Source organism: Enterobacter sp. AN-K1, assembly GCF_020971765.1.
In the GTDB taxonomy this organism is placed as follows: domain Bacteria; phylum Pseudomonadota; class Gammaproteobacteria; order Enterobacterales; family Enterobacteriaceae; genus Enterobacter; species Enterobacter hormaechei_C.
Map to the genome: position 1 here is coordinate 1,273,563 of NZ_CP087390.1, position 25,297 is coordinate 1,298,859.

23 protein-coding genes and 3 tRNA genes are annotated in these 25,297 nt (G+C 55.7%); 11 read left to right on the plus strand and 15 right to left on the minus strand.

Translation table 11 applies throughout. From position 1 onward, the window contains the following. Nucleotide 1: 1 nt before the first annotated feature. The 8 genes from LOC22_RS06115 to syd all read right to left on the minus strand — a co-directional run bounded on the left by LOC22_RS06115 (nt 2) and on the right by syd (nt 8,336). Entirely contained in the window at nt 2–1,147 is a 1,146-nt protein-coding gene (locus LOC22_RS06115; protein WP_230239427.1) for a glycerate kinase, read from the minus strand. 77 nt (nt 1,148–1,224) lie between these two features. Beyond that, a complete protein-coding gene (gudD, locus tag LOC22_RS06120) occupies nt 1,225–2,562 on the minus strand; it encodes a glucarate dehydratase (protein WP_032619132.1) in 1,338 nt (445 codons plus the stop codon). Between the two features lie 15 nt (nt 2,563–2,577). Then, on the minus strand, nt 2,578–3,918 hold the full coding sequence (locus LOC22_RS06125) for an enolase C-terminal domain-like protein (RefSeq protein ID WP_026080574.1): 1,341 nt from the start codon (nt 3,916–3,918) through the stop codon (nt 2,578–2,580). Further along, on the minus strand, nt 3,918–5,273 hold the full coding sequence (gene gudP, locus LOC22_RS06130) for a galactarate/glucarate/glycerate transporter GudP (RefSeq protein WP_003862734.1): 1,356 nt from the start codon (nt 5,271–5,273) through the stop codon (nt 3,918–3,920). The genes LOC22_RS06125 and gudP overlap by 1 nt, the downstream gene beginning before the upstream one ends. Nucleotides 5,274–5,581: 308 nt before the next feature. Then, nucleotides 5,582–6,031 carry a flavodoxin gene (locus LOC22_RS06135; RefSeq protein WP_230239428.1) on the minus strand — a complete coding sequence of 150 codons (450 nt, stop codon included), beginning with the start codon at nt 6,029–6,031 and terminating at the stop codon, nt 5,582–5,584. Nucleotides 6,032–6,046: 15 nt separating this feature from the next. Continuing rightward, nucleotides 6,047–6,832: a tRNA pseudouridine(65) synthase TruC gene (truC, locus tag LOC22_RS06140; RefSeq protein WP_045141978.1), complete on the minus strand. Its 786-nt coding sequence runs from the start codon at nt 6,830–6,832 to the stop codon at nt 6,047–6,049. Then, nucleotides 6,829–7,158 (minus strand): YqcC family protein, encoded by a 330-nt coding sequence (locus LOC22_RS06145; protein WP_017382834.1) that lies wholly within the window; start codon nt 7,156–7,158, stop codon nt 6,829–6,831. Before LOC22_RS06145 ends, truC begins: the two co-directional genes overlap by 4 nt. Nucleotides 7,159–7,790: 632 nt before the next feature. Next, nucleotides 7,791–8,336, minus strand: a complete 546-nt coding sequence (gene syd / locus LOC22_RS06150) for a SecY-interacting protein (RefSeq protein WP_032669304.1) — start codon at nt 8,334–8,336, stop codon at nt 7,791–7,793. 69 nt (nt 8,337–8,405) lie between these two features. On the opposite strand from syd, the gene queF reads away from it, so the two are divergent. From queF to xni, 5 genes are all read left to right on the plus strand, one after another. Further along, on the plus strand, nt 8,406–9,248 hold the full coding sequence (queF, locus tag LOC22_RS06155) for an NADPH-dependent 7-cyano-7-deazaguanine reductase QueF (RefSeq protein ID WP_032669303.1): 843 nt from the start codon (nt 8,406–8,408) through the stop codon (nt 9,246–9,248). Nucleotides 9,249–9,364: 116 nt separating this feature from the next. After that, entirely contained in the window at nt 9,365–10,729 is a 1,365-nt protein-coding gene (gene ppnN / locus LOC22_RS06160; protein ID WP_003862748.1) for a nucleotide 5'-monophosphate nucleosidase PpnN, read from the plus strand. A gap of 504 nt (nt 10,730–11,233) precedes the next feature. After that, nucleotides 11,234–12,523, plus strand: a complete 1,290-nt coding sequence (locus LOC22_RS06165; RefSeq protein ID WP_003862749.1) for an HAAAP family serine/threonine permease — start codon at nt 11,234–11,236, stop codon at nt 12,521–12,523. A gap of 62 nt (nt 12,524–12,585) precedes the next feature. Then, nucleotides 12,586–13,953 carry an L-serine ammonia-lyase gene (locus tag LOC22_RS06170; RefSeq protein ID WP_015571736.1) on the plus strand — a complete coding sequence of 456 codons (1,368 nt, stop codon included), beginning with the start codon at nt 12,586–12,588 and terminating at the stop codon, nt 13,951–13,953. Nucleotides 13,954–14,065: 112 nt separating this feature from the next. Further along, nucleotides 14,066–14,821, plus strand: coding sequence for a flap endonuclease Xni (xni, locus tag LOC22_RS06175; RefSeq protein ID WP_023295348.1), 756 nt, complete (start codon nt 14,066–14,068; stop codon nt 14,819–14,821). Nucleotides 14,822–14,878: 57 nt separating this feature from the next. Here xni and rlmM read toward each other — a convergent pair whose 3' ends face one another. The 4 genes from rlmM to LOC22_RS06195 all read right to left on the minus strand — a co-directional run bounded on the left by rlmM (nt 14,879) and on the right by LOC22_RS06195 (nt 17,902). Further along, nucleotides 14,879–15,979: a 23S rRNA (cytidine(2498)-2'-O)-methyltransferase RlmM gene (rlmM, locus tag LOC22_RS06180; RefSeq protein ID WP_003862754.1), complete on the minus strand. Its 1,101-nt coding sequence runs from the start codon at nt 15,977–15,979 to the stop codon at nt 14,879–14,881. Continuing rightward, nucleotides 15,972–16,367: a DUF423 domain-containing protein gene (locus LOC22_RS06185; protein WP_003862756.1), complete on the minus strand. Its 396-nt coding sequence runs from the start codon at nt 16,365–16,367 to the stop codon at nt 15,972–15,974. The genes rlmM and LOC22_RS06185 overlap by 8 nt, the downstream gene beginning before the upstream one ends. Before the next feature lie 39 nt (nt 16,368–16,406). Next, nucleotides 16,407–17,324 (minus strand): glycine cleavage system transcriptional regulator GcvA, encoded by a 918-nt coding sequence (gene gcvA / locus LOC22_RS06190; protein ID WP_003862758.1) that lies wholly within the window; start codon nt 17,322–17,324, stop codon nt 16,407–16,409. A 350-nt stretch (nt 17,325–17,674) separates the two neighbouring features. Then, nucleotides 17,675–17,902, minus strand: a complete 228-nt coding sequence (locus LOC22_RS06195) for a YgdI/YgdR family lipoprotein (protein ID WP_015571738.1) — start codon at nt 17,900–17,902, stop codon at nt 17,675–17,677. 191 nt (nt 17,903–18,093) lie between these two features. Here LOC22_RS06195 and csdA point away from each other — a divergent pair, with 191 nt between their 5' ends. Both csdA and csdE read left to right on the plus strand, forming a co-directional pair. Beyond that, on the plus strand, nt 18,094–19,299 hold the full coding sequence (gene csdA, locus LOC22_RS06200; RefSeq protein WP_047734020.1) for a cysteine desulfurase CsdA: 1,206 nt from the start codon (nt 18,094–18,096) through the stop codon (nt 19,297–19,299). Next, a complete protein-coding gene (csdE, locus tag LOC22_RS06205; RefSeq protein WP_015571740.1) occupies nt 19,299–19,745 on the plus strand; it encodes a cysteine desulfurase sulfur acceptor subunit CsdE in 447 nt (148 codons plus the stop codon). The genes csdA and csdE overlap by 1 nt, the downstream gene beginning before the upstream one ends. Here csdE and tcdA read toward each other — a convergent pair. Together tcdA and mltA are read right to left on the minus strand one after the other, a co-directional pair. Beyond that, complete coding sequence (tcdA, locus tag LOC22_RS06210; RefSeq protein ID WP_015571741.1) at nt 19,736–20,542, minus strand: tRNA cyclic N6-threonylcarbamoyladenosine(37) synthase TcdA; 807 nt, start codon at nt 20,540–20,542, stop codon at nt 19,736–19,738. The two genes, csdE and tcdA, sit on opposite strands and share 10 nt — an antisense overlap. Before the next feature lie 75 nt (nt 20,543–20,617). Further along, nucleotides 20,618–21,715: a murein transglycosylase A gene (gene mltA / locus LOC22_RS06215; protein WP_230239429.1), complete on the minus strand. Its 1,098-nt coding sequence runs from the start codon at nt 21,713–21,715 to the stop codon at nt 20,618–20,620. A 208-nt stretch (nt 21,716–21,923) separates the two neighbouring features. On the opposite strand from mltA, the gene LOC22_RS06220 reads away from it, so the two are divergent. The 3 genes from LOC22_RS06220 to LOC22_RS06230 all read left to right on the plus strand — a co-directional run bounded on the left by LOC22_RS06220 (nt 21,924) and on the right by LOC22_RS06230 (nt 22,369). Then, nucleotides 21,924–22,000 (plus strand) — tRNA-Met (locus LOC22_RS06220). Between the two features lie 171 nt (nt 22,001–22,171). Then, nucleotides 22,172–22,248, plus strand: a tRNA-Met gene (locus LOC22_RS06225). A 44-nt stretch (nt 22,249–22,292) separates the two neighbouring features. After that, nucleotides 22,293–22,369: transfer RNA gene (locus LOC22_RS06230), tRNA-Met, on the plus strand. An 89-nt stretch (nt 22,370–22,458) separates the two neighbouring features. On the opposite strand, the gene amiC is transcribed toward LOC22_RS06230, so the two are convergent. Then, nucleotides 22,459–23,712, minus strand: a complete 1,254-nt coding sequence (amiC, locus tag LOC22_RS06235) for an N-acetylmuramoyl-L-alanine amidase AmiC (RefSeq protein WP_017382840.1) — start codon at nt 23,710–23,712, stop codon at nt 22,459–22,461. Nucleotides 23,713–23,939: 227 nt separating this feature from the next. On the opposite strand from amiC, the gene argA reads away from it, so the two are divergent. Then, nucleotides 23,940–25,271: an amino-acid N-acetyltransferase gene (gene argA, locus LOC22_RS06240; protein ID WP_015571744.1), complete on the plus strand. Its 1,332-nt coding sequence runs from the start codon at nt 23,940–23,942 to the stop codon at nt 25,269–25,271. Nucleotides 25,272–25,297: the final 26 nt, after the last annotated feature.

The window sequence follows — 25,297 nt, forward strand, 5'->3', positions numbered from 1 at the left end:
GTTAACGCGACATCCCCTGCCCCACCTTCAGCACCGCCGCAATATTCCTTGCGGCCATCTGTACATTCTGTTGCGCATTTTCCAGCGCATCCTCCAGCGAGCAGATGGTGTAGATCACGCTGAATACGGCATCCAGTCCATGCTCATGCACCACGCCAACATCCGCCGTCAGGCTGCCGGCAATGCCGATAACTGGCTTGTTATAGCGCTTCGCGACTCTCGCCACGCCAACGGGCACTTTGCCGTGGATCGTCTGGCTGTCGATACGCCCTTCGCCCGTGATCACCAGATCGGCGTCCGCGACCTGTTCATCAAGATGCAGGGCATCGGTGACAATCTCAATCCCCTGACGGAGCTGTGCGCCGCAAAATGCATACAGCGCCGCCCCCATTCCGCCAGCCGCACCGCCGCCCGCCAGGTTTAAGACGTCAATATCCAGATCCCGGGCGATAATTTTTGCGTAATGCGCCAGCGCGTTGTCCAGCGTCCTGACCATCTCCGGCGTCGCCCCTTTCTGCGGACCAAATACCGCAGAAGCGCCAGCTTCGCCGATCAGGGGGTTGGTCACATCGCAGGCCACTTCAATTCGACAGTCTGCCAGCCGCTTATCCAGCCCGCTAAGATCGATATGCGCAAGGCTTGCCAGTTCGCCGCCGCCCGGCCCTACGGGCTGCGCTTTCGCATCCAGCAGTTTTACGCCCAGCGCCTGCACCATGCCTGCGCCACCGTCATTGGTCGCGCTGCCTCCAATGCCAATAATGATATGCTTAACGCCCGCATCCAGCGCATGACGGATCAGTTCCCCGGTTCCCCAGGAGGTGGTGATTAACGGGTTACGCTTTGCGGGAGCAACAAGCTCCAGACCGCTCGCTGCCGCCATCTCGATAAAGGCGCTTTTCCCGTCTCCGGATAACCCGAAAAACCCTTCCACGCGTTCACCCAAAGGCCCGGTAACGGGAACATGGACAAGACGCCCATGCGTGGCTGCCACCATCGCTTCCACCGTCCCTTCGCCACCATCGGCAACCGGTAATTTGACATAGTCCGCTGACGGGAAAATGTCGCGAAAACCGACCTCTATCGCCGTCGCCACCTCCAGCGCGCTCAAGCTTTCCTTATACGAGTCCGGAGCGATAACAATTTTCATAAGCCATCCTTACGCATGTTAGTTACGTTAAGCATACACCACGTAAGGGACCACTCATGGGAGCGGTCCCAATGTGCTTATCGTACCATGCACGGACGTTTATTGTCGAATGTCCACTCTGGGATCAGGTATTGCATCGCCAGCGCGTCATCACGCGCACCCAGGCCGTGTTTCTGGTACAGCTCATGTGCTTTCATGACCTGGTCCATATCCAGTTCTACGCCCAGACCCGGCGTAGCAGGAACCTGTACCATACCGCCTTTGATTTCAAACGGCTGTTTGGTCAGGCGCTGGTTGCCCTCCTGCCAGATCCAGTGGGTGTCGATGGCGGTAATGTTGCCCGGCGCGGCAGCCGCCACGTGGGTGAACATCGCCAGCGAGATGTCGAAGTGGTTGTTGGAGTGCGAGCCCCAGGTCAGGCCGAACTCATGGCACATCTGCGCCACGCGAACCGAGCCCTGCATCGTCCAGAAGTGCGGGTCTGCCAGCGGAATGTCCACCGATTGCAGCGAGAGCGTGTGCCCCATCTGACGCCAGTCGGTCGCGATCATGTTGGTGGCGGTTGGCAGCCCGGTGGCGCGACGGAACTCCGCCATCACTTCACGTCCGGAGAACCCCTGCTCTGCACCGCACGGATCTTCCGCATAGGCCAGCACGCCTTTAAGCTGCTTACCGATTTTTATCGCCTCATCAAGCGACCAGGCACCGTTCGGATCCAGCGTGACGCGCGCCTGCGGGAAGCGCTTCGCCAGCGCGGCGATCGCCTCTGCTTCTTCTTCACCCGCCAGTACACCGCCTTTCAGCTTGAAGTCATTAAAGCCATATTTTTCATACGCGGCTTCCGCCAGGCGCACTACCGCGTCCGGGGTCATCGCTTCATCGTGACGCACACGATACCAGTCGCATTTTTCGTCCGGCTGGCTCTGGTACGGCAGCGGGGTGAGTTTGCGGTTGCCGATAAAGAACAGGTAGCCGAGCATTTCCACTTCGCTGCGCTGTTGGCCGTCGCCCAGCAGGGAGGCGACATTGACGCCAAGATGCTGGCCCAGCAGATCCAGCATCGCGGCTTCAATGCCCGTGACCACATGAATAGTGGTGCGCAGATCAAACGTTTGCAGACCACGGCCACCCGCATCACGATCGGCAAAGGTCGTACGCACGCGAGTCAGCACATTTTTGTACTCGCCCAGCGTTTTACCCACCACCAGCGGAATCGCGTCCTCCAGCGTTTTACGGATCTTCTCCCCGCCCGGGATTTCACCGACACCGGTATGCCCTGAGTTGTCCTTGATCACCACAATATTACGGGTGAAGAACGGCGCATGGGCGCCGCTCAGGTTCATCAGCATGCTGTCATGTCCCGCGACAGGAATGATCTGCATGGAGGTGACTACAGGGGTAGAAAATGTGCTCATCGTTCGATCCTTTTATCAGTGACGTCCAAATACAGGGCGCTTACGGTCAAATGTCCAGCCGGGGATAAGGTACTGCATCGGGCCTGCGTCGTTGCGCGCGCCGCCCGGCAGTTTTTTATACGCTTCATGCGCCTTGTGGATCTGATCCCAGTCAAGCTCCACGCCCAGCCCCGGCGCATCCGGTACGGCAATTGTGCCGTTTTTGATTTCAAGTGGATTTTTCGTCAGGCGCGCTTCGCCTTCCTGCCAGATCCAGTGCGTATCGATGGCGGTCGGGTTGCCCGGCGCCGCCGCTCCAACGTGGGTAAACATCGCCAGCGAAATGTCGAAATGGTTATTGGAGTGGCAGCCCCAGGTGAGCCCCCAGTCATCGCACAGCTGCGCCACGCGCACCGCGCCGGAAAGGGTCCAGAAGTGCGGGTCCGCCAGCGGTATGTCCACCGCATTCAGCATCACCGCATGGCCCATTTCGCGCCAGTTGGTGGCGATCATGTTGGTCGCAACCGGCAGCCCGGTAGCGCGGCGGAATTCGGCCATCACCTCGCGGCCAGAAAATCCCTGCTCAGCGCCGCACGGATCTTCCGCGTAGGTCAGCACGTCGCCCAGCCCTTTGCACAGCGTGATAGCTTCATCCAGCAGCCAGGCGCCGTTCGGATCGACGGTGATGCGTGCCTCCGGGAAGCGTTTTTTCAACGCGCGCACGCTGTCAATCTCCTGCTCGCCGGGCAGAACGCCGCCTTTCAGCTTGAAGTCTTTGAAGCCGTAGCGATCCTGCGCCGCCTCTGCAAGGCGTACCACCGCCTCGCCAGAGAGCGCCTCCTGATGACGCAGGTGATACCACTCGTGGCTGCCCGGCGAGCGTTCCAGATACGGCAGATCGGTTTTCGTCCGGTCGCCAACGTAGAACAGATAGCCCAGCACCGTTACCGCATTACGCTGTTTGCCTGGCCCCAGCAGTTCGCAGACTGGCACGTTCAGCGCCTTGCCCAGTAAATCGAGGAGGGCCGCCTCCAGCGCCGCCACCGCGTTAACGCGCAGTTCAAACGTCCAGGCGCCTTTGCCGAAGGTATCAAAATCCGCCGACTGGTTACCCTTATGCACCCGCTGAACCACCTTGTTCAGGCGGGCGACCTCCTGCCCAACCACCTGCGGGATGGCGTCGACCAGCGTCTGGTAAATCACCTCTCCGCCAGGCGCTTCCCCGACGCCGGTATTCCCTGCGCTGTCGGTCAGCACCACAATGTTGCGGGTGAACCAGGCGTTATGCGCGCCACCAATGTTGAGCAGCATGCTGTCCTGCCCCGCCACCGGAATGACCTTCATCTCCGTCACGATCGGGCTTGATTGCGTTGTCATCATCCGCGCTCCCCAACAGGTTTCAGTTCGATTCGTTTGATGTCACCCACCAGCACCAGATAACTGAGTACCGCCACCAGCGCATGGACGCCTACATAAATCAGCGCGCCGTTGAAGGAGCCAGTGGTGCCGACGATGTAACCGATAGCGATTGGAGTGACAATGCCGGAAATGTTGCCAAACATGTTGAACAGACCGCCGCTCAGGCCGCTGATCTCTTTCGGCGCGGTATCTGCCATCACCGCCCAGCCCAGTGCGCCAATGCCTTTACCGAAGAAGGCCATCGCCATAAAGCCGATAATCATCCACTCCGCGCTGACGTAGTTACAGAACACCATGGTCATGGAGAGCAGCATGCCGAGTACGATTGGCGTTTTACGCGCAATATTCAGCGAACCGGTACGACGCATCAGCCAGTCGGAGATGACCCCGCCAAGCACCCCACCCACGAAGCCACAGATGGCCGGCACGGAGGCGACAAACCCCGCCTTCAGAATCGACATCCCGCGTGCCTGCACCAGGTAAACCGGGAACCAGGTGATAAAGAAGTAGGTTAAGGCGTTAATGCAGTACTGGCCGAGATAGATACCGATCATCATTCGTGAGCCGACGAGCTGTTTGATCTGCCCCCATTTCTGGCTGAACGGAACTTTAGCTTTCTGGGTTTTCTGATCCATGTTAATCAGCGCCCCACCTTCAGCAATGTAGTCCAGCTCTTTCTTGTTCACGCCCGGATGCTGGTTTGGTTCGTGGATCACTTTCAGCCAGATGAAGCTGATGACGATCCCCAGCCCGCCCATGAAGAAGAAGACGTGCGACCAGCCCACTTCGTGCGTCAGCCAGCCCATGATTGGCGCGAAAATAACCGTCGCAAAGTATTGCGCCGAGTTAAAGATGGCTACCGCCGTTCCCCTCTCCTGCGCCGGGAACCAGGCGGCCACAATACGGCTGTTGCCAGGGAATGATGGCGCTTCCGCTAAGCCCACCAGGAAGCGGAGGGTAAAGAGCGCAATGATAATGCCGAAGCCGCTGAAGATATCCACGAAGCCCTGTAACAGGGTAAACATCGACCAGATGAAAATGGACCAGAAATAGACCCGTTTTGAACCAAAGCGGTCCAGCAGCCAGCCGCCAGGGATTTGGCCGATTACGTAGGCCCATGAAAATGCGGAGAAAACATAACCCATACCTACCGGATCAAGTCCGATGTCCTTTGCCATCTCAGAGCCGGCAATGGATAACGTGGCACGGTCGCCGTAGTTGAAAGAGGTGACGATAAACAGCATCACCACTATCCAGTAGCGGGCGTTGGTGCGCTTCTCAGCGCTGCTCGCCGCGTGGCTTAATGTACTCATTGTTGCACTCCTGAAACATAGCTTTCGCCTGGTTCATTCTGTACAGCACCTGTAGGGTAATCAGAATGAGAGATTTGTGTTTGGTTTTGGTACGGCCAGAAGCCGTTTTATAGTGACGGGAAAAGTATATGAAGGAGTGCCTCTTCACCTCACCGTGCAAAAACACAGTATTGAAGGGCGTGAGGGAGGTTGTTTAGGGCATAAGCCCAGAGGAGTGGAAGGTGGTTCACGGAAATGGCGTTTGGGGCGGGGTGTAATGCCGGGTGGCGGCTACGCCTGACCCGGCCTACCATTGGTATAGCGCAGGGTTATTTAAGTAGCGTTGCCCAGTGCTCGACCCACGGGTTTGACTCGCTTTCTGGCTCAGGGTGTTCACCCGCATCAATCAGCAACATCTCTCCGACGCGCTGAGCGCTCTGTTCCTGCAACAGCGCGTCGAACTGCTTACCGCCACCGCAGAAATTGGCGTAAGAGCTATCGCCGAGGGCGATGATGCCATAGTGAACATCTGGCTGATAGCCAAGCTGGTCTTTAATGCCCTGGAAAAGCGAGACGATGCTGTCCGGCAGATCCCCCTGCCCGGTGGTGGAGGTCACCACCAGAATGTATTTATCTTTATACTTTTCCCAGTCCGCCAGCTCCGGATCTTCATAGACCGTTGCTTTATGGCCCTGATTTACAAGGATTGCTTCCGCTTCCTCCGCCACCAGCAGCGAGTTGCCGTACATCGTGCCGACAAAAATGCCTACTTCAGCCATGCTTTGCTCCCGTAATTATTGCGCTTGCTGTTCATCCTGAACGTTGACTGCGGCAAACTCAACCCTTTCATTTTCGGGGAGTTGTCCCAGCCAACCAAACTGTGACAACGCCTGCATCCAGACCTCGTCCAGCCCCGCGCGAATAGTCAGCGGTTCGCCGGTAAACGGGTGCGTCAGGCGTAGCTCGCTGGCGTGCAGCATCAGCCGGTTACAGCCAAAGTGCTCGGCCGCGCTGCGGTTCTGGCGCAGATCGCCGTGCTTGCTGTCGCCGATAATCGGGTGGCGCAGATGTGCAAGATGGCGGCGAAGCTGGTGCTTGCGCCCGGTTTTGGGCAAAAGCTCAACCAGACTGTATCGCGTGGTCGGAAATTTGCTGGTCGCCACCGGCAGTTCTGTGGTCGCCATACCGCGATAGTCGGTCACCGCAGGCTGCGGGCCTTTATCTTCGCGGGCAAATTTATCGGCGATTTTATCCAGTTCCTCCACCAGCGGATAATCAAGCGTGGCGGAATCCGTCAGCCAGCCACGCACGATGGCGTGGTAGCGCTTTTGCATCTGGTGCTGCTCAAACTGCTGCGAAAGCAGTCGACCCGCCTCACTGGAAAGCCCCATCAGCAGAACGCCAGAGGTTGGCCGATCCAGACGATGAGCAGTAAAGACGTGCTGACCGATCTGATCGCGCACGGTTTGCATGACCACCACTTTCTCATCGCGATCGAGCCAGCTACGGTGCACCAGCCAGCCGGACGGTTTATTCACCGCCACTAACCACTCATCCTGATAAAGGATCTCAAGCGTCATGCATCGTCACCGGCGAAAAGCGCATCGAGCTTTTCCAGCTCCACCAGCATCATGGCACGCGCCGGGTGGGTCGCTTCCAGCGCCATTTCGTAATAGGGAGAGACGGCAAAAGACGCGGGCAACGCGTGACCACCTTCCAGCAGCGCGTGCATACGCGGAATTAAGACCCACTGGAGCCACTCGAACGGGGCCAGCGTATCCAGACAAAACGGTTGGGTGCTGGCGAACGCGTCTGGCTGCGGCGCGTTATCCTGCCACAGCTGATGCTGGCGCATAAGGGCTTCGATGGCGTGCAACTGCGCACGAACGTTGTCATGATGCGACATATATACCTCAACTGAAAAACGGAATGGCGCGAAGCATAGCATTGCGGAAGACAGAAATAAAAAAAGGGAGCACTGTAAAAACAGTGCTCCCGGTTCGTTTCGCAGCATTCCAGCTACAATACGTGCTCCCTGCTCATCCGTGACAACTTTTCCTGATGCCCGAAGGCCTGGTCATCCCTTTACCTTTTGCTTCCTGCTCACATCGTCCTGATGTGTAGGTTTCATCCTGAAACGTCCTGGCCATCCTGACCCACCGACCATCCTGACCGGCTCTCGTTCTCCTTCCTGGAGGTGTCCCTTACGCATCCTGCATGATCCACTTTGCTTCATCCTGAAGCCTTCCTGCGGCGTCATCCTGACGTGTCCCTGGTAAGAAACGCCATCATCCTGATGTTCGTTTCTCGTGTCGGCATCCTGTCGACACAGATAGAATCCGCTATTCTGCTTCGTCTTACAACCCACCTTGTAAGCAATGTAAGCCAGGCGAAACGGGGGATTCCCTTTCAGAAAACCACTAACCTGTTGAAAGAAAAGTTAATATTAATCTGAAATTCCTAAGGCAACGCTAACTGTTTCGGCGATGTCTCACAGAGCGTGTAAGAGATCTCTCACACGTCCAGTAGCATCATGGATTACAGAAGCGGCTCAATTTGGGTAAGAAAATCCGCAAGTGAAGGCGCGAGAACGTCGCGATTGCGGGTGCCGAGCGTCTCTTTGATGACCTCACCAGACAGGTTGCAGACAGAAATGACGTCCAGTTCACTGTCGAGCGTCGCAATAAAAAGAGTCGGAGAGAGCTTAAGGCGTTTTTGCGTGACCAGGTGACCAATGAGGTTTTCCTGAACGCGTTGCAGATCGTCTTCGCTCCAGGTTTGCAGCAGCGTCAACGGCTGTCCTGCAAAACATGCAGTCATATCCCCGGCAAACTGCGTGGTATAAAATGCATGAAGCGCAGGTTGTATCACAATGTCCATCGCGCGTTCAACCGCATTTACATTCTGCTCGCCCGTGAACGGTTTCGGTTGCCAGATAACGTAATCATCCTGCGAAGCGATAATGCACGGTGACGGCACGCCATATAAGTCAGTACTTTGCGGCCACGTCCCCCGCTTTTCATGCCAGGCATCGCAATAGCGGGTCGTGAAGGACGTCAGGGCATTTGCAGTTTCGATATCCACCGATTTCTCTCTTCTTGTAAGACAGGATAAACTCAGCCCATAAGTGTACCTGTAAAGTGGCTATGAAACATGTCTTACGAAAATCATCAGGCGTTAACGGGCTTAACGCTGGGTAAATCGACCGATTACCGCGACACCTACGATGCAAGCCTGTTGCAGGGCGTGCCGCGCAGTCTGAACCGCGATCCGCTCGGGCTGCACGCTGACGCGCTGCCGTTTGTCGGCGGCGACATCTGGACGCTGTACGAACTCTCCTGGCTGAATGCGCGCGGTCTGCCGCAGGTGGCCGTGGGCCACGTCGAGCTGGATTACGCCAGCGTAAACCTGGTCGAATCCAAGAGCTTTAAGCTCTATCTCAACAGCTTTAACCAGACCAAATTCAACAGCTGGGACGAGGTACAACAGACGCTTGAACGTGATTTAAGCGCGTGCGCGCAGGGCAACGTAACCGTCTCGTTATACCGTCTGCATGAGCTGGAAGGACAGCCCATTGCCCATTTCCACGGCACCTGCATCGACGATCAGGACATTGAGGTGGAAAGCTATGAATTTAGCACCGACTACCTGGAAAACGCGGCGGGCGGAAAAGTGGTCAGCGAGACGCTGGTCAGCCATCTGCTGAAATCCAACTGCCTTATCACCCATCAGCCGGACTGGGGCTCGGTACAGATCCAGTACCGCGGCCCGCAGATTGACCGTGAAAAGCTGCTGCGTTACCTGGTGTCATTCCGTCATCACAACGAATTTCACGAGCAGTGCGTGGAGCGCATCTTCAACGACATCCAGCGTTTCTGCCAGCCCGAAAAGCTGAGCGTTTATGCCCGCTACACCCGTCGCGGCGGTTTGGATATCAATCCGTGGCGCACCAATACCGATTTTGTGCCTGCCACCGGACGGCTGGTGCGCCAGTAAGATAAATATTTTCACAATATGCGGGCGGTATTCCGCCCGAAGTGTTGTGAAACGTCATAAGCCAGGGCTATTGTAATCAACAGGGAAAGACGATAATCGTCCCATAAGGAGCTCACTTGATTACACATATTAGCCCGCTTGGCTCTATGGATATGTTGTCGCAGCTGGAAGTGGACATGCTTAAACGCACCGCCAGTAGCGACCTTTATCAACTGTTTCGTAACTGTTCACTTGCCGTACTGAACTCCGGAAGCCTGACCGACAACAGTAAAGAGCTGCTGTCCCGCTTCGAAAGTTTTGATATCAACGTGCTGCGCCGCGAGCGCGGGGTGAAGCTGGAAGTGATCAACCCGCCGGAAGACGCTTTTGTCGACGGGCGTATTATTCGCTCACTTCAGGCCAACCTGTTTGCCGTGCTGCGCGACATTCTGTTCGTTAACGGACAGATCAGCAACGCCGGACGTTTCCAGCATCTTGACCTGGAAAGTTCCGTTCATATCACTAACCTGGTCTTCTCCATTCTGCGTAACGCCCGCGCCCTGCACGTGGGCGAAGCGCCGAACATGGTCGTCTGCTGGGGTGGTCACTCTATTAACGAAACCGAATACCTGTATGCCCGCCGCGTGGGGACGCAGCTCGGCCTGCGCGAACTGAATATCTGTACCGGTTGCGGTCCTGGCGCGATGGAAGCACCAATGAAAGGCGCGGCAGTAGGTCACGCGCAGCAACGCTATAAAGAAGGCCGTTTTATCGGCATGACCGAGCCGTCGATCATCGCCGCTGAGCCGCCTAACCCGCTGGTTAACGAACTGATTATTATGCCGGATATCGAAAAACGTCTTGAGGCGTTTGTCCGTATCGCGCACGGCATTATTATCTTCCCGGGCGGCGTAGGTACGGCGGAAGAGCTGCTTTATCTGCTCGGGATCCTGATGAACCCGGCCAACAAAGATCAGGTTCTGCCGCTGATCCTGACCGGCCCGAAAGAGAGCGCCGACTACTTCCGCGTGCTGGACGAGTTTATCGTGCATACGCTGGGCGAAGACGCGCGCCGTCACTACCGCATTATTATTGACGATGCCGCAGAAGTGGCCCGTCAGATGAAAAAAGCAATGCCGCTGGTGAAAGAGAATCGTCGTGATACCGGAGATGCCTACAGCTTTAACTGGTCCATCCGTATCGCACCGGATCTTCAGATCCCCTTCGAGCCGTCGCATGAGAACATGGCGAACCTCAAACTCTATCCGGATCAGCCGGTGGAAGTGCTGGCTGCCGACCTGCGTCGTGCCTTCTCCGGCATCGTGGCGGGGAACGTGAAAGAGGTGGGGATACGCGCAATTGAAGAGTTTGGCCCGTATAAGATCCACGGTGATCCGGAGATGATGCGCCGCATGGATGATATGTTGCAGGGCTTTGTCGCTCAGCACCGCATGAAGCTTCCAGGCTCTGCCTATATTCCGTGTTACGAAATCATCAAGTAAAGCGACATTCCTCTCCTCTCAAGCCGGATCGTCATCCGGCTTTTTTATTCGTGTTGCAATTCATAGCGATCTTCAATGTTATTAACAAATCTGACGCCTGCGCAAACGATTACCTCGTTTTTGAAACCGTAAATAATCAGTCTTAATCGAAATTACCCGCCAGAAAATCCTAAAATCCCATTTCTTTACAGCGAAAGACACCTATCTCGCGGGTCGACCTTTTCGAAAACATGTCGTTAATGGTAGCCTTCGCGCCCGTAAATTCTCTTTGATGTTTTTTTAACAGATAAATGGTCTAAAGATACCCACATCACAAGTGGATTATTGCATTTGGGATCGCGATCACTGATAGATTCATAACTAGAATGTATCTTTCCGCCCGCCAATAGTTACGGGCAAAAATTATTAAAAAACCGTCACTGAACGAATTTCATATTACCGTCAGGCGCTTTTTCATCGGATTTGACTAAAAACCTGACAATTTGCTTCCTCCAGGAGATACAGATGGAAACCACTCAAACCAGCACCGTTGCTTCGATTGAATCCCGAAGCGGTTGGCGCAAAACGGATACCATGTGGATGCTTGGCCTGTACGGCACAGCAATCGGCGCTGGTGTACTGTTCCTTCCTATCAACGCAGGTGTCGGCGGTATGATCCCGCTGATCATCATGGCTCTCATCGCCTTCCCGATGACCTTCTTTGCGCACCGAGGCCTGACCCGCTTCGTGCTGTCCGGTAAAAACCCGGGCGAAGATATCACTGAAGTCGTTGAAGAACACTTCGGCGTCGGCGCAGGTAAGCTGATTACCCTGCTCTACTTCTTCGCGATTTACCCGATTCTGCTGGTGTACAGCGTTGCTATCACCAACACCGTAGAAAGCTTTATGATGCACCAGCTTCAGATGACCCCGCCGCCGCGTGCGATTCTGTCCCTGATCCTGATCGTCGGTATGATGACCATCGTGCGCTTCGGCGAGCAGATGATTGTGAAAGCGATGAGCGTGCTGGTGTTCCCGTTTGTTGCGGCTCTGATGGTGCTGGCTCTGTACCTGATCCCACAGTGGAACGGCGCTGCGCTGGAAACCCTGTCTCTGAGCAGCGCATCCACGACCGGCAACGGTCTGCTGCTGACCCTGTGGCTGGCGATCCCGGTGATGGTGTTCTCCTTCAACCACTCGCCAATCATCTCTTCCTTCGCAGTAGCGAAGCGTGAAGAGTACGGCAATGGCGCAGAGAAGAAGTGCTCCAGCATCCTGGCTCGCGCGCACATCATGATGGTACTGACCGTAATGTTCTTCGTGTTCAGCTGCGTGCTGAGCCTCTCCCCGGCGGATCTGGCGGCGGCGAAAGAGCAGAACATCTCTATTCTGTCTTACCTGGCAAACCACTTTAACGCACCGCTGATTGCGTGGATGGCGCCGATCATCGCAATTATCGCCATCACCAAATCCTTCCTGGGCCACTACCTGGGCGCACGTGAAGGCTTCAACGGCATGGTGATTAAATCTCTGCGTGGTAAAGGCAAGACCATTGAAATCAACCGTCTGAACAAAATCACTGCGCTGTTCATGCTGGTGACCACCTGGGCGGTAGCCACCCTGAACCCAAGCATTCTGGGCATGATTGAAACCCTGGGCGGCCCAATTATCGCGATGATCCTGTTCCTGATGCCGATGTACGCGATTCAGAAAGTGCCTGCGATGCGTAAATACAGCGGCCATATCAGCAACGTGTTCGTTGTTGTGATGGGCCTGATTGCCATCTCCGCTATTTTCTACTCGCTGTTCAGCTAATACCTCCTGCGCCGTCTGCGGACGGCGCACTTCTCCCCTCTGACTGAAGCAATGGACGCATCATGATTAGCGTATTCGATATCTTCAAAATCGGTATTGGTCCTTCCAGCTCTCACACCGTCGGACCAATGAAAGCCGGTAAACAATTCACGGATGACTTGATTGCACGCGGCATTTTGCACGACATCACCCGCGTGGTTGTCGATGTATATGGTTCCCTTTCCCTGACCGGTAAAGGCCACCATACCGATATTGCCATTATCATGGGGCTGGCGGGTAATCTGCCGGATACCGTTGATATTGATGCAATACCTGGCTTTATCCAGGACGTGAACACCCACGGTCGTTTGCTGCTGGCGAACGGCGAGCATGAGGTTGAATTCCCGGTTGATCACTGCATGAATTTCCATGCGGATAACCTGTCGCTTCACGAAAACGGCATGCGCATTACCGCGCTGGCCGGCGACAAAGCGGTTTACAGCCAGACGTATTACTCCATCGGCGGCGGGTTTATCGTCGACGAGGACCATTTTGGTCAAAGCACCAATTCTGCCGTTGATGTGCCGTACCCTTACAAAAACGCGGCCGACTTACAGCGTCACTGCCAGGAGACAGGGCTTTCTCTCTCCGGCCTGATGATGAAAAACGAGCTGGCCCTGCACAGCAAAGAGGAGCTGGAACAGCACTTCGCTAACGTCTGGGAAGTGATGCGCAGCGGCATTGAGCGCGGGATCACCACCGAAGGCGTGCTGCCGGGTAAACTGCGTGTTCCGCGTCGTGCGGCTGCGCTGCGCCGCATGCTGGTCAGCACCGACAAAACCACCACCGACCCGATGGCCGTCGTCGACTGGATCAACATGTTCGCGCTGGCGGTGAACGAAGAGAACGCCGCGGGTGGCCGCGTCGTCACCGCGCCAACCAACGGGGCGTGCGGAATTGTTCCGGCGGTTCTGGCGTATTACGACAAGTTTATCCGTGAAGTGAATGCAAACTCACTCGCGCGGTATATGCTGGTCGCCAGTGCGATTGGCTCACTGTACAAGATGAACGCCTCGATTTCCGGCGCGGAAGTGGGCTGTCAGGGTGAAGTGGGCGTCGCCTGCTCTATGGCGGCGGCGGGTCTGGCCGAATTACTGGGCGCAAGTCCTGCGCAGGTTTGTATTGCGGCGGAAATCGGCATGGAACATAACCTGGGGCTGACCTGCGATCCGGTCGGCGGACAGGTCCAGGTGCCATGCATCGAGCGTAACGCCATCGCCTCTGTGAAAGCGGTGAACGCGGCCCGTATGGCGCTGCGTCGTACCAGCGAACCGCGCGTCTGCCTCGACAAGGTTATCGAAACCATGTACGAAACCGGTAAAGATATGAACGCCAAATACCGCGAAACCTCCCGCGGTGGCCTGGCGATGAAGATCGTCACCTGCGATTAAGCCTCTCAGGAAGCCTCGTTTTGCGAGGCTTCTTCCTGTTTTCCCCACCATTCATAGTTTCATGCTGCGCTCAGTGTTACCCTTCCCCCATTAGACAGAAGGGAGATTATCTGTGGCCGTTCATTTGCTTATCGTCGATGCACTTAACCTGATTCGCCGTATTCATGCGGTACAGGGCACCCCCTGCAAGGACACCTGTTTACACGCGCTGGAGCAGCTCATTCGCCATAGCGAACCCACCCACGCTGTTGCCGTATTCGACGATGAAGCACGCAATACCGGCTGGCGGCACCAGCGCCTGCCGGACTACAAAGCCGGACGTGCGCCGATGCCGGACGATCTGCACGCAGAAATGCCCGCTATCCGCGCGGCCTTTGAGCAGCGCGGCGTTCCGTGCTGGGGCGCCCACGGTAATGAGGCTGACGATTTAGCCGCAACGCTGGCGGTTAAAGTCGCGAGCGCCGGGCATCAGGCGACTATCGTTTCAACCGACAAAGGCTACTGCCAGCTGCTCTCTCCAACGATCCGCATCCGGGACTACTTTCAAAAACGCTGGCTGGACGCGCCATTCATTGCCAGCGAGTTTGGCGTATCGCCTGAGCAACTGCCGGATTACTGGGGGCTGGCGGGGATCAGCAGCTCTAAAGTGCCGGGTGTCGCCGGTATTGGACCCAAAAGCGCCGCACAGCTGCTGACGGAGTTTCAGAGTCTGGAAGGAATTTACGCCAGGCTTGATGAAGTGCCGGAAAAATGGCGCAAAAAGCTGGAGGCGCATAAAGAGATGGCGTTTATCTGCCGGGAGGTGGCGACGCTACAGACGGATTTACAGCTGGACGGGAATTTACAGCAGTTAAGGTTAGAACGTTAAAACAACTACACGATTTTGTAGGCCCGGTAAGCGCAGCGCCACCGGGCGTTACAAACGTTATCGCTCGTCGCGACGCCCACCCACGGCCGCCCACCAGCGACGGATATGCACCGTCACTTCTTCGCGGTCGTGATAAAGCTGACGCGCCTGGATTTCCGCGTTAATCCCGTGTTCGTCCAGCTGCTGCTGAATATAGGCCAGGTTCTGCGACACCTCTTCGTAGCGCTTTTTCATCGGCAGCTTGAGGTTGAAAATCGTCTCACGACACCAGCCGTTCACCAGCCAGGAGGCCATCAGCGCCGCGACTTTCGCCGGTTTTTCTACCATGTCGCACACCATCCAGGAGATGTTGTTGCGGTTCGGGCGATAGCGGAAGCCGTCCTCACGCAGCCAGGTGACCTGCCCGGTATCCATCAGGCTTTGCGCCATCGGGCCGTTATCCACAGACGAAACCCACATATTGCGTTTCACCAGCTGATAGGTCCAGCCGCCCGGGCACGCGCCAAGGTCGACGGCATACATGCCGTTTGCCAGACGTTCGTCCCACTCGTCCGCCGGGATAAAGACGTGAAACGCCTCTTCCAGCTTCAGGGTTGAACGGCTCGGCGCGTCTGCCGGGAAGCGCAGACGCGGGATCCCCATAAAGAACGGCGAATTATTGGTGGTATACGAGTAGCCGGCGTAGCAACATCCTGGCGCAATAAAGAAGATATGCACGACCGGGCGCTTTGGCGTTTCGTAGTTTGTCAGCACACCCGCATCACGCAGCGCCGCGCGCAGCGGCACGGTGAACTTACGGCAGAACTTCATCAGCTCTTTGCTTTCGTTGGTGTCGGCCACTTCCACGCGCAAATCGCCGCCCTTCTCCACCACGCCCTGCAACAGGCCAACAATCGGCGTGATGCGATCTTCCGGCGGAAGATCTTTCAGCAGTTCGCCCGCGACAAACATCTGACGGGCGAAAATCAATGAGCTGAACGGCAGTTCGCGCGCCAGCTTGTCGGCATCATCAGGCTGATAGCATTCAAATACCACATAGCCCGCGTTCTCTTTGACGCGAGCGAATCCGAAGACTTCACGCTTCGCCGCTTTATCGGTGATTTCCGCGGCGCACTCTTTCTCAAACCCCGGGCGACAATATAAAACAACCTTATTCATGAACAACGCCCTTGCGTTTCAGACGGATAGCTCCGATAAACATTAACACCCAACCCGCCAGGAAGCTGACGCCGCCGACAGGTGTAACAAACGCCCACAGGCGTAAATGCGACAGCGCCAGACAGTAAAGACTGCCGCTGAACAGTACGGTACCCAGCGCCAGAAAGACGCTGCTCCAGTAAAACCAGATGCTGATGCGGCGCTGCATCGCCACCGCCAGCCCAAAAATTGCCAGCGTGTGGAACGCCTGATATTCAAGGCCGGTCTGGATCCAACCCATCTCTACAACGCCCAGAGATTTGCTTAAGACATGCGCGCCAAACGCGCCCAGAGCTACAAAAATAAAGCCACTCACCGCGGCGAAAATCAGCATGAATCGGCTGGTCATGTTTAAGTCCTGAATTGATGCGTGCCCGGCACACAAACGTTATTGTTCATACCTGAAGCGGAATTTTTCTTGCTCGCTTGCCGCTTTCGCCAGTATCCACTGCCGGAAAGCGGCTATTTTACCCAGTTCTGCCTGACTGTCATGACAAACCAGATAAAATGCATTCTTGCTGACCAGTACATCGTTAAATGGGCAAACCAGACGGCCTGCCTCAATTTCGGACTGCGCCATAACGTTGTTTGCCAACGCCACGCCCTGCCCGTGAATGGCAGCCTGTAGCACCATCGCGCTGTGGCTAAAAATGGGCCCCTGCTGCACGTTTATATGATTAAGACCTAACTGGCGGGTATAAGTTTGCCAGTCGCGACGCGAAGCATCGTGCAAAAGCGTATGTTGCGCCAGATCGGCGGGCGTTTTGAGCGCTTTATCCCCCGTCAGCAGCAGCGGTGAACAGACCGGCAACAGATATTCTGCGTATAATTTTTCCACACGCAAGCCCGGCCAGTTACCGCGACCGTAAAAAATCGCCACGTCCACATCATCTGCCAGCTTGTCTTCCTGACGGTCCACCGCCTGGATTCGGACATCGATTCCCGGATAAGTTGAGTTAAAGCTTGAGAGTCGCGGCACCAGCCACTGAATGGCAAAACTGGGCAATAAACTCACAGTCAGAGCGCCTTTTGCGCTCCGGGCCTGAAGCTTGCGCGTGGCTTCCGTCAGCTGGGAAAAAATCTCTTTAATATCCTGAAAATAGCTCTGCCCCTCTTCGGTCAACAGCAACGAACGGTTGCGTCGACGGAACAGCTTAAGCCCCAGAAAATCTTCCAGAGACTTGATTTGATGACTTACTGCGGCCTGTGTCACAAAAAGCTCATCGGCTGCGCGGGTGAAGCTGAGGTGGCGTGCTGCTGCATCAAAAACACGTAATGCATTTAGGGGTGGCAATCGCTTGGACATGGTTATCTGGCTTAGATGTTAACGAGATTTAACATATAGGAAACAACGTTTAACCTATTAGTTTTTTTTATCTGAGCCATTATAATTTGTCCGTTGAGGAACTACCAGCAAATACCTATAGTGGCGGCACTTCCTGAGCCGGAACGAAAAGCTTTTTTTGGAATGCGTGTTCTGAAGGGCTTTTGGCTTACGGTTGTGATGTTGTGTTGTTGTGTTTGCAATTGGTCTGCGATTCAGACCACGGTAGCAACGCTACCAATTTTTCACTTCCTGTACATTTACCCTGTCTGTCCATAGTGATTAATGTAGCACCGCCAACTTGCGGTGCTTTTTTTTCGCTTATCTAACTGTTAATGCTCGATTTCCTTCATCTCTTTCACGTCACTGCGGTTGATCTGCTGTTTGTTCCCGTTAGCATCTTTGTAAGAAATCATCCCGGTATCATTATCGGTTGTCGGTTTCCCTTCAGAGACGATAGATCGACCATCGTTGGTATGCATTACGTAGTTATTACCAGAACAGGCGCTCAGGGCAAAGGTCAACGCACAGGCAGAAATGATTGCAGCTGTCTTTTTCATGATTATCTCCTTTAGCAATTAATGCTATTCAAACCTCGATTTATAACAGGCTAAAACATCCGCCTAACACTATTTAGCATAACCTGCTTTTTCAGACTCGCCAGGATAAGCAGACAAATCTGATAGATATCAACTTCCTTGCCCTGCCGATGAATTTGCGCGACGATCGTAGAATCGATATGAGGAATTCCATGAACGCTTTCAGTCCTGCGCAGTTTCGCGCACAGTTTCCTGCGCTGGCCGATGCCGGCATTTATCTTGATAGCGCCGCCACGGCCCTTAAACCGCAGGCGGTGATTGAGGCAACCCGCCAGTTTTACAGCCTGAGCGCCGGGAACGTGCACCGCAGCCAGTATGCCGACGCGCAGCGCTTAACGGCGCAATACGAAGCCGCACGGGATCAGGTCGCGCGCCTGATCAATGCTGACAGCGGTAAGAACATCGTCTGGACGCGGGGCACCACAGAGGCCATTAACATGGTGGCGCAATGTTACGCGCGTCCGCTGTTGCAGCCCGGGGATGAGATCATCGTCAGCGAGGCGGAACACCACGCCAACCTGGTACCCTGGCTGATGGTGGCCGAACAAACCGGGGCACGGGTTGTAAAGCTCCCGTTGGGTGCGGACTTCCTGCCTGACGTGGCGCGTCTGCCTGAGCTGATTACGCCGCGCAGCCGTATTCTGGCGCTGGGGCAGATGTCCAACGTCACCGGCGGCTGCCCGGATCTGGCGCGTGCCATTGAGATTGCCCATGCCAGCGGCGTGGTGGTGATGGTCGACGGTGCGCAGGGTGTGGTGCATTTTCCGGCTGACGTTCAGGCGCTGGATATCGACTTCTATGCCTTCTCAGGACACAAATTGTACGGGCCAACCGGTATCGGCGCGCTGTACGGCAAAGCTGAACTGCTGGCCCGGATGACGCCGTGGCTCGGCGGCGGCAAGATGATTACCGAAGTCACCTTCGACGGTTTTAAAACGCAGGATGTACCCTACCGCCTGGAAGCCGGTACCCCAAACGTGGCCGGGGTTATCGGTCTGAGCGCAGCGCTCGAATGGCTGGCAGAAACGGACGTGGTTCAGGCTGAAAGCTGGAGCCGGGGTCTGGCGACGCTGGCGGAAGAAGAACTGAAAAAACGTCCGGGTTTTCGCTCGTTCCGCGTCCAGGACTCCAGCCTGCTCGCCTTTGATTTCGCGGGCGTGCACCATAGCGACATGGTGACGTTGCTTGCCGGATATGGCATTGCCATGCGTGCCGGACAGCACTGCGCCCAGCCGCTGCTGGCGGCTATTGGCGTGAGCGGTACCCTGCGCGCCTCGTTTGCACCGTACAATACAAAAAGCGACGTCGATGCGCTGGTTTCCGCCGTCGACCGCGCCCTGGAATTACTGGTGGATTAATGACAAGTTCAGCTTTAGCCGGACACCCGTTCGGCACCGTTATTACTGAAGAGACGTTAAAACAGACCTTCGTCCCGCTCACGCAGTGGGAAGATAAATATCGTCAGCTGATCCTGCTGGGTAAACAGTTGCCTACGCTGTCTGACGAGCTGAAATCACAGGCGAAGGAGATCGCAGGCTGCGAGAACCGCGTCTGGCTTGGGTTTAGCGTATCCGGTGAGAAACTGCATTTCTTCGGCGACAGCGAGGGACGCATTGTTCGCGGTCTGCTGGCGGTGCTGTTGACCGCAATCGAAGGGAAAAGCGCCGCAGAGCTGCTGGCGCATTCTCCGCTGGCGCTGTTTGATGAGCTGGGACTTCGCGCGCAGCTTAGCGCCTCGCGCGGTCAGGGACTGATTGCGCTAAACGACGCGGTACTGGATGCCGCCCATCAGGCTCAGGCCTGACGTTCCGCCTTCGCCATCATCTTCTTCAGGGCGTGAGAGACCGCCACAAAGCCGAAGGAGGCGGTCACCATGGTGGCCGCTCCAAACCCTGAGGCACAATCCATCCGCTTTGGCCCTTCCGCCGTGCTTTTCATTGCACAGACCGAACCATCCGCCTGCGGATAAACCAGCGCTTCTGTCGAGAACACACAGTCCACGCCCAGCTTGCCTTTGCTATTTTTCACCACGTTGAAGTCGCTTTTTAAGCGCTCGCGTAGCTTAGCGGCCAGCGGATCCTGAATGGTCTTCGCCAGATCCGCCACCTGGATCTGCGTCGGATCAATTTGTCCACCCGCGCCGCCCGTTGTCACCAGCGGCACCTTGTAACGACGACAGTAAGCGATCAGCGCCGCTTTTGGCCGCACGCTGTCGATGGCATCAATCACATAGCTGTAGCCTTTGCTCATGTACTCCGCGACATTATCTGCCGTCACAAAGTCGTCGATCACCGTCACACTACACTCCGGGTTGATGAGACGAATACGCTCCGCCATCACCTCGGACTTCGCCAGACCGACGTTATCACGCAGGGCGTGGATCTGACGGTTAGTGTTAGTGACGCAGACGTCATCCATATCAATCAACGTAATTGCGCCAATGCCGGTTCTCGCCAGCGCTTCTGCCGCCCACGAACCCACACCACCAATGCCCACCACGCAGACATGCGCATCCGCGAACAGTTGCAGGGCTTTTTCACCATATAACCGTGCCGTGCCGCCGAAACGCTGGCGCCAGGCATCGCTGATTACCACAGACATAAAACCTCAGATGTAAAAAGGGTGAGGTATTCCTCACCCTGAACCGTAATCCGTCTTGCCCTCAGAATACCACAATCAGCCGCTGAATACGTTTCCGGTACCCGGCGCTGCCTTCAGCACCCACACGCGTCCGTAGTGGTTATACCAGCCTGCACGATGGCCGGCATCCGGGCCGATGCCCTGATAAATGTCGAAGTGCTGGCCTTTGATCGCCCCACCCACGTCCAGCGCCACCATCAGGCGTAATTCATACTTGCCATTGAATTTGCCGTTGTTGTCGAGGAGTGGAACTTCCGCCAGCAGCGTAGTACCTGCCGGGATAATCGAACGATCCGATGCCACAGAAGCGCGGCCAATCAGCGGGACGGCGCTCGCCCCTTTCACCGGCGCAAAGTTCTGCGGTTTGAAGAAGACAAACGATGGGTTCTGCTCAAGCAGCTCACGCACTTCCGCTTCGCTGTGTTTTTCGCCCCACTCGCGGATCGCCTGCATCGACATATCTTCTCGTTTCACTTCGCCACGGTCGATGAGCACCTTACCGATGCTGCGATAGGCATGGCCATTTTTCCCGGCGTAGCTAAAGAAGTTCAGCGGCGAGCCGTCGCAAAAATCAATATAGCCGCTGCCCTGCACGTCCATAATGAAGTTGTCCATCAGGGAGTTGCTGTAGGCCAGCACGTAATTTTCGCTCAGCGCGCCAGCGTAGATCTCGGCGCGGGACGGCAGACGACCGCGTTTCGGCGGCATACGGTAAATGGGATACTGGAACTCGCCCTGGCGTGTGTGTCGCGCCTGGACAACCGGGGTGTAGTAACCGGTGAACTGGACGTTACCGTAGTTATCCGCCCCCTCCATCTGCCAGGCATCGATACCAAACTGGCGCATATTGCGGGTATCACCGCCTGCACGCAGCCAGTCCTGGACGGCGCTATAGACATTGTTCTGCGAACCGTATAAACGCGGAGAAGCAGTGCGGATCTGGTAGACCTGCTCGGAGAAGTCTCCGGCATTGATCGGAGCGCCCACGGCGTCTGGCTGGTTAACTAAAGAGAAAGGCTGGGATAACTTCCCGTCTTTATACTGTTGACCGCGATCGGTCGGTTTGGAAGAGCAGGCCGCAAGAATCGCCACCATTGCGCCTGTCATCAGATACTTCGCCCAACGTCCTTTCATTATATCTCGTCTTTTAGTTGCCCAATTCCGCGAGATGAAGATAACAAACCCACCGTGTTAATGAAATGCAATCACCTTCCCTTTGGCAAATTCTGCACAAAAAATAGTCCAAAGTGGCTTTTGCCGTTCATTTTGCATACAAAATAATGAATTATGTGAAAAAGGGGTTGCATCACAAACCTATCCGAGTATAGTGCGCTTCCACGGACGCGGGGTGGAGCAGCCTGGTAGCTCGTCGGGCTCATAACCCGAAGGTCGTCGGTTCAAATCCGGCCCCCGCAACCAATTAAAATTTGATGAAGTATCTTCTACGACAGTAGAAGTTTTTGCGAAGTAGTTCGAATCACAGCAAGGCGACGACGCAGTGAATCCTTAGGAACTTACTCCAGTAAGTGACTGAGGTGAACGAGGAAAGTCAACGCAGATGTGGTTTGAAATACGAAGCAAAAAGACGGACGCGGGGTGGAGCAGCCTGGTAGCTCGTCGGGCTCATAACCCGAAGGTCGTCGGTTCAAATCCGGCCCCCGCAACCAATCAAATTTGAAGAAGTAAGTTTCTACAAGTGTAGAAAGACGGACGCGGGGTGGAGCAGCCTGGTAGCTCGTCGGGCTCATAACCCGAAGGTCGTCGGTTCAAATCCGGCCCCCGCAACCAACACTTCTTAAAACAATAAACACCCTGAAGGGTGTTTTTTTGTATCTGGCGTTTGTGAAAATGCCGGGCATGATACCCGGCTTAATGCCCTACCCCCGCCGCGCCAGCGTTTCCCCGTCTGAGAAGTAGGCCCGGATCCCCGCCAGAATCGACTCCGCCACTTCCTGCTGGAATTTAGCCGTCTTGAGCTTACGTTCCTCTTCCACGTTACTGATAAACGCGGTTTCGACCAGAATGGATGGAATATCTGGCGCTTTCAGGACCGCAAATCCGGCCTGCTCGACGCTGTTTTTGTGCAGCTTGTTGACCCGGCCCAGCTTGCCCAGCACCGCTTTACCAAACTTCAGGCTGTCGGTAATGGTCAGCGACTGCACCATATCAAACATCGTATGGTCGACGTAACGGTCGCCACTTTTGCTCACGCCACCAATTAAATCCGAGGCGTTCTGCGTGTCCGCCAGGTATCTCGCGGCGGTACTGGTCGCCCCTTTCGTTGACAGGGCAAACACTGAAGATCCACTCGGCTGGCGGCTGGTGAAGGCATCCGCGTGAATAGAGACAAACAGATCCGCGCGCTGCTTTTGCGCTTTTGCCACGCGGACCTTCAGCGGGATAAAGACATCTTCGTTGCGCGTCATGTAGGCACGCATATTGCCCTCTTTGTCGATCAACGCCTTCAGACGACGGGCAATTTGCAGCACCACATCTTTTTCGCGGGTGCGATATTTCCCGACGGCGCCGGAATCTTCTCCGCCGTGGCCAGGATCGAGCATGATCACAATCGGGCGATCGCGCCCCGCCTTGCCCGGCTGTGGGCCACTTTGCGCTGGCGGAACCTGGCTGTCGAGATCGCCTTTGTTGTAATCCTCAAGTAATGCCAGAAGCGGATCCTGAATATCCGTCGCATTCGCCGGATAGAGATCCATCACCAGACGCTCCTTAAAGGCGGCTACAGGCGCAAGGGCAAAGAGCTGAGGTTTCACGTTCTGCTTCAGCTCAAACACCATGCGCACGGTTTGCGGATCGAACTGCCCGACGCGCGCCGATTTAATAAACGGATCGTCGCCACGGATCTGAGCTGCCATGCCTTTAAGCACGGAGTTGAGGTTCACACCTTCGAGATCAACCACCACACGTTCAGGATTGCTGAGGGCAAATTGCTTGTATTTCAGCACGCGATTGGACTCGACCGTCACGCGCGTATAGGTCGACGACGGCCAGACGCGCACCGCGACTACCTGGCTTGTGGCGGCAAGACCCACCTGGCTGACGCTAAGCAACCACATCGCCCCGGCCCCTTTTAACAAGCGGCGGCGGCTTATTGCTGAATTGGATCCCGACATGCTTCTCCCGAGCAAGAAATCTGATTGATGAACAAAACGCCCAAATTGACCGAAAACTTTAACGAATGACGCATAAACTGTCATCTATAAAAGGGTAAACAATCATACGTTAACGCACGGATTACTTATTATTTTCTGTGGGTCGCAGAAAATTTAGGCTTGCACACGCGGCCACAATCGAATAAAAATACAGAAATTACGAATAAACATTCACTAAGGGTTGTGTCATGGTTAAGGAACGCAGAACCGAACTGGTCCAGGGATTCCGCCATTCTGTTCCCTATATCAACACCCATCGGGGAAAAACGTTTGTCATCATGCTTGGCGGCGAAGCCATTGAGCATGAAAACTTTTCCAGCATCGTCAATGATATCGGCCTGCTGCACAGCCTCGGCATCCGTCTGGTGGTGGTGTATGGCGCACGTCCGCAAATTGAAGCCAACCTGGCCGCCCATCACCATGAGCCGATCTACCACAAACACACGCGCGTGACGGATGCGAAAACCCTCGAGCTGGTCAAACAGGCGGCGGGTCTGTTGCAGCTCGATATCACCGCCCGCCTGTCGATGAGCCTGAATAATACGCCGTTGCAGGGCGCGCACATCAACGTGGTGAGCGGCAACTTTATCATCGCTCAGCCGCTCGGCGTGGACGATGGCGTGGATTACTGCCACAGCGGCCGCATCCGCCGTATTGATGAAGAAGCCATTCACCGCCAGTTAGACAATGGCGCGATCGTTCTGATGGGCCCTGTTGCCGTCTCCGTAACGGGTGAAAGTTTTAATCTGACCTCAGAAGAGATTGCCACCCAGCTGGCCATCAAGCTGAAAGCGGAAAAAATGATCGGCTTTTGCTCCTCACAGGGTGTCGTGAACGATGAGGGCGTGATTGTGCCAGAACTTTTTCCGAATGAAGCCCAGGCGCGCGTCGAAGCGCTGGAAGCAGAAGGCGATTACTATTCCGGTACCGTGCGTTTTCTGCGCGGCGCCGTTAAAGCGTGCCGTAGCGGGGTGCGCCGCAGCCACCTGATCAGCTATCAGGAAGACGGCGCGCTGTTGCAGGAGCTGTTCTCCCGTGACGGGATCGGTACGCAGATCGTCATGGAGAGCGCCGAGCAGATCCGCCGTGCCACCATCAACGATATCGGCGGCATTCTGGAGCTGATCCGTCCGCTGGAACAACAGGGAATTCTGGTTCGCCGATCCCGCGAGCAGCTGGAGATGGAGATCGACAAGTTCACCATCATTCAGCGGGATAACCTGACCATTGCCTGTGCGGCGCTTTATCCGTTCCCGGAAGAGCAGATTGGCGAAATGGCGTGCGTCGCCGTGCATCCTGATTACCGTAGCTCCTCACGGGGGGAACTGCTGCTTGAACGCGTGGCGGCACAGGCGCGCCAGATGGGTCTGAGCAAGCTGTTCGTGCTTACCACGCGCAGCATTCACTGGTTCCAGGAGCGCGGCTTCACGCCGGTGGATATTGATTCCCTGCCGGAAAGTAAGAAAGAGATGTACAACTACCAGCGCCGCTCGAAGGTGTTAATGGCGGACCTGGGATAACAGTCACCCTCTCCTGCTGGAGAGGG

Bases quoted from the DNA above. Each gene is read 5' to 3' on its own strand.
- LOC22_RS06115 (WP_230239427.1), bottom strand. From the start codon at position 1,147: ATGAAAATTGTTATCGCTCCGGACTCGTATAAGGAAAGCTTGAGCGCG.
- gudD (WP_032619132.1), bottom strand. From the start codon at position 2,562: ATGAGCACATTTTCTACCCCTGTAGTCACCTCCATGCAGATCATTCCT.
- LOC22_RS06125 (WP_026080574.1), bottom strand. From the start codon at position 3,918: ATGACAACGCAATCAAGCCCGATCGTGACGGAGATGAAGGTCATTCCG.
- gudP (WP_003862734.1), bottom strand. From the start codon at position 5,273: ATGAGTACATTAAGCCACGCGGCGAGCAGCGCTGAGAAGCGCACCAAC.
- LOC22_RS06135 (WP_230239428.1), bottom strand. From the start codon at position 6,031: ATGGCTGAAGTAGGCATTTTTGTCGGCACGATGTACGGCAACTCGCTG.
- truC (WP_045141978.1), bottom strand. From the start codon at position 6,832: ATGACGCTTGAGATCCTTTATCAGGATGAGTGGTTAGTGGCGGTGAAT.
- LOC22_RS06145 (WP_017382834.1), bottom strand. From the start codon at position 7,158: ATGTCGCATCATGACAACGTTCGTGCGCAGTTGCACGCCATCGAAGCC.
- queF (WP_032669303.1), top strand. From the start codon at position 8,406: ATGTCTTACGAAAATCATCAGGCGTTAACGGGCTTAACGCTGGGTAAA.
- LOC22_RS06165 (WP_003862749.1), top strand. From the start codon at position 11,234: ATGGAAACCACTCAAACCAGCACCGTTGCTTCGATTGAATCCCGAAGC.
- LOC22_RS06170 (WP_015571736.1), top strand. From the start codon at position 12,586: ATGATTAGCGTATTCGATATCTTCAAAATCGGTATTGGTCCTTCCAGC.
- rlmM (WP_003862754.1), bottom strand. From the start codon at position 15,979: ATGAATAAGGTTGTTTTATATTGTCGCCCGGGGTTTGAGAAAGAGTGC.
- LOC22_RS06185 (WP_003862756.1), bottom strand. From the start codon at position 16,367: ATGACCAGCCGATTCATGCTGATTTTCGCCGCGGTGAGTGGCTTTATT.
- gcvA (WP_003862758.1), bottom strand. From the start codon at position 17,324: ATGTCCAAGCGATTGCCACCCCTAAATGCATTACGTGTTTTTGATGCA.
- LOC22_RS06195 (WP_015571738.1), bottom strand. From the start codon at position 17,902: ATGAAAAAGACAGCTGCAATCATTTCTGCCTGTGCGTTGACCTTTGCC.
- csdA (WP_047734020.1), top strand. From the start codon at position 18,094: ATGAACGCTTTCAGTCCTGCGCAGTTTCGCGCACAGTTTCCTGCGCTG.
- csdE (WP_015571740.1), top strand. From the start codon at position 19,299: ATGACAAGTTCAGCTTTAGCCGGACACCCGTTCGGCACCGTTATTACT.
- tcdA (WP_015571741.1), bottom strand. From the start codon at position 20,542: ATGTCTGTGGTAATCAGCGATGCCTGGCGCCAGCGTTTCGGCGGCACG.
- mltA (WP_230239429.1), bottom strand. From the start codon at position 21,715: ATGAAAGGACGTTGGGCGAAGTATCTGATGACAGGCGCAATGGTGGCG.
- amiC (WP_017382840.1), bottom strand. From the start codon at position 23,712: ATGTCGGGATCCAATTCAGCAATAAGCCGCCGCCGCTTGTTAAAAGGG.
- argA (WP_015571744.1), top strand. From the start codon at position 23,940: ATGGTTAAGGAACGCAGAACCGAACTGGTCCAGGGATTCCGCCATTCT.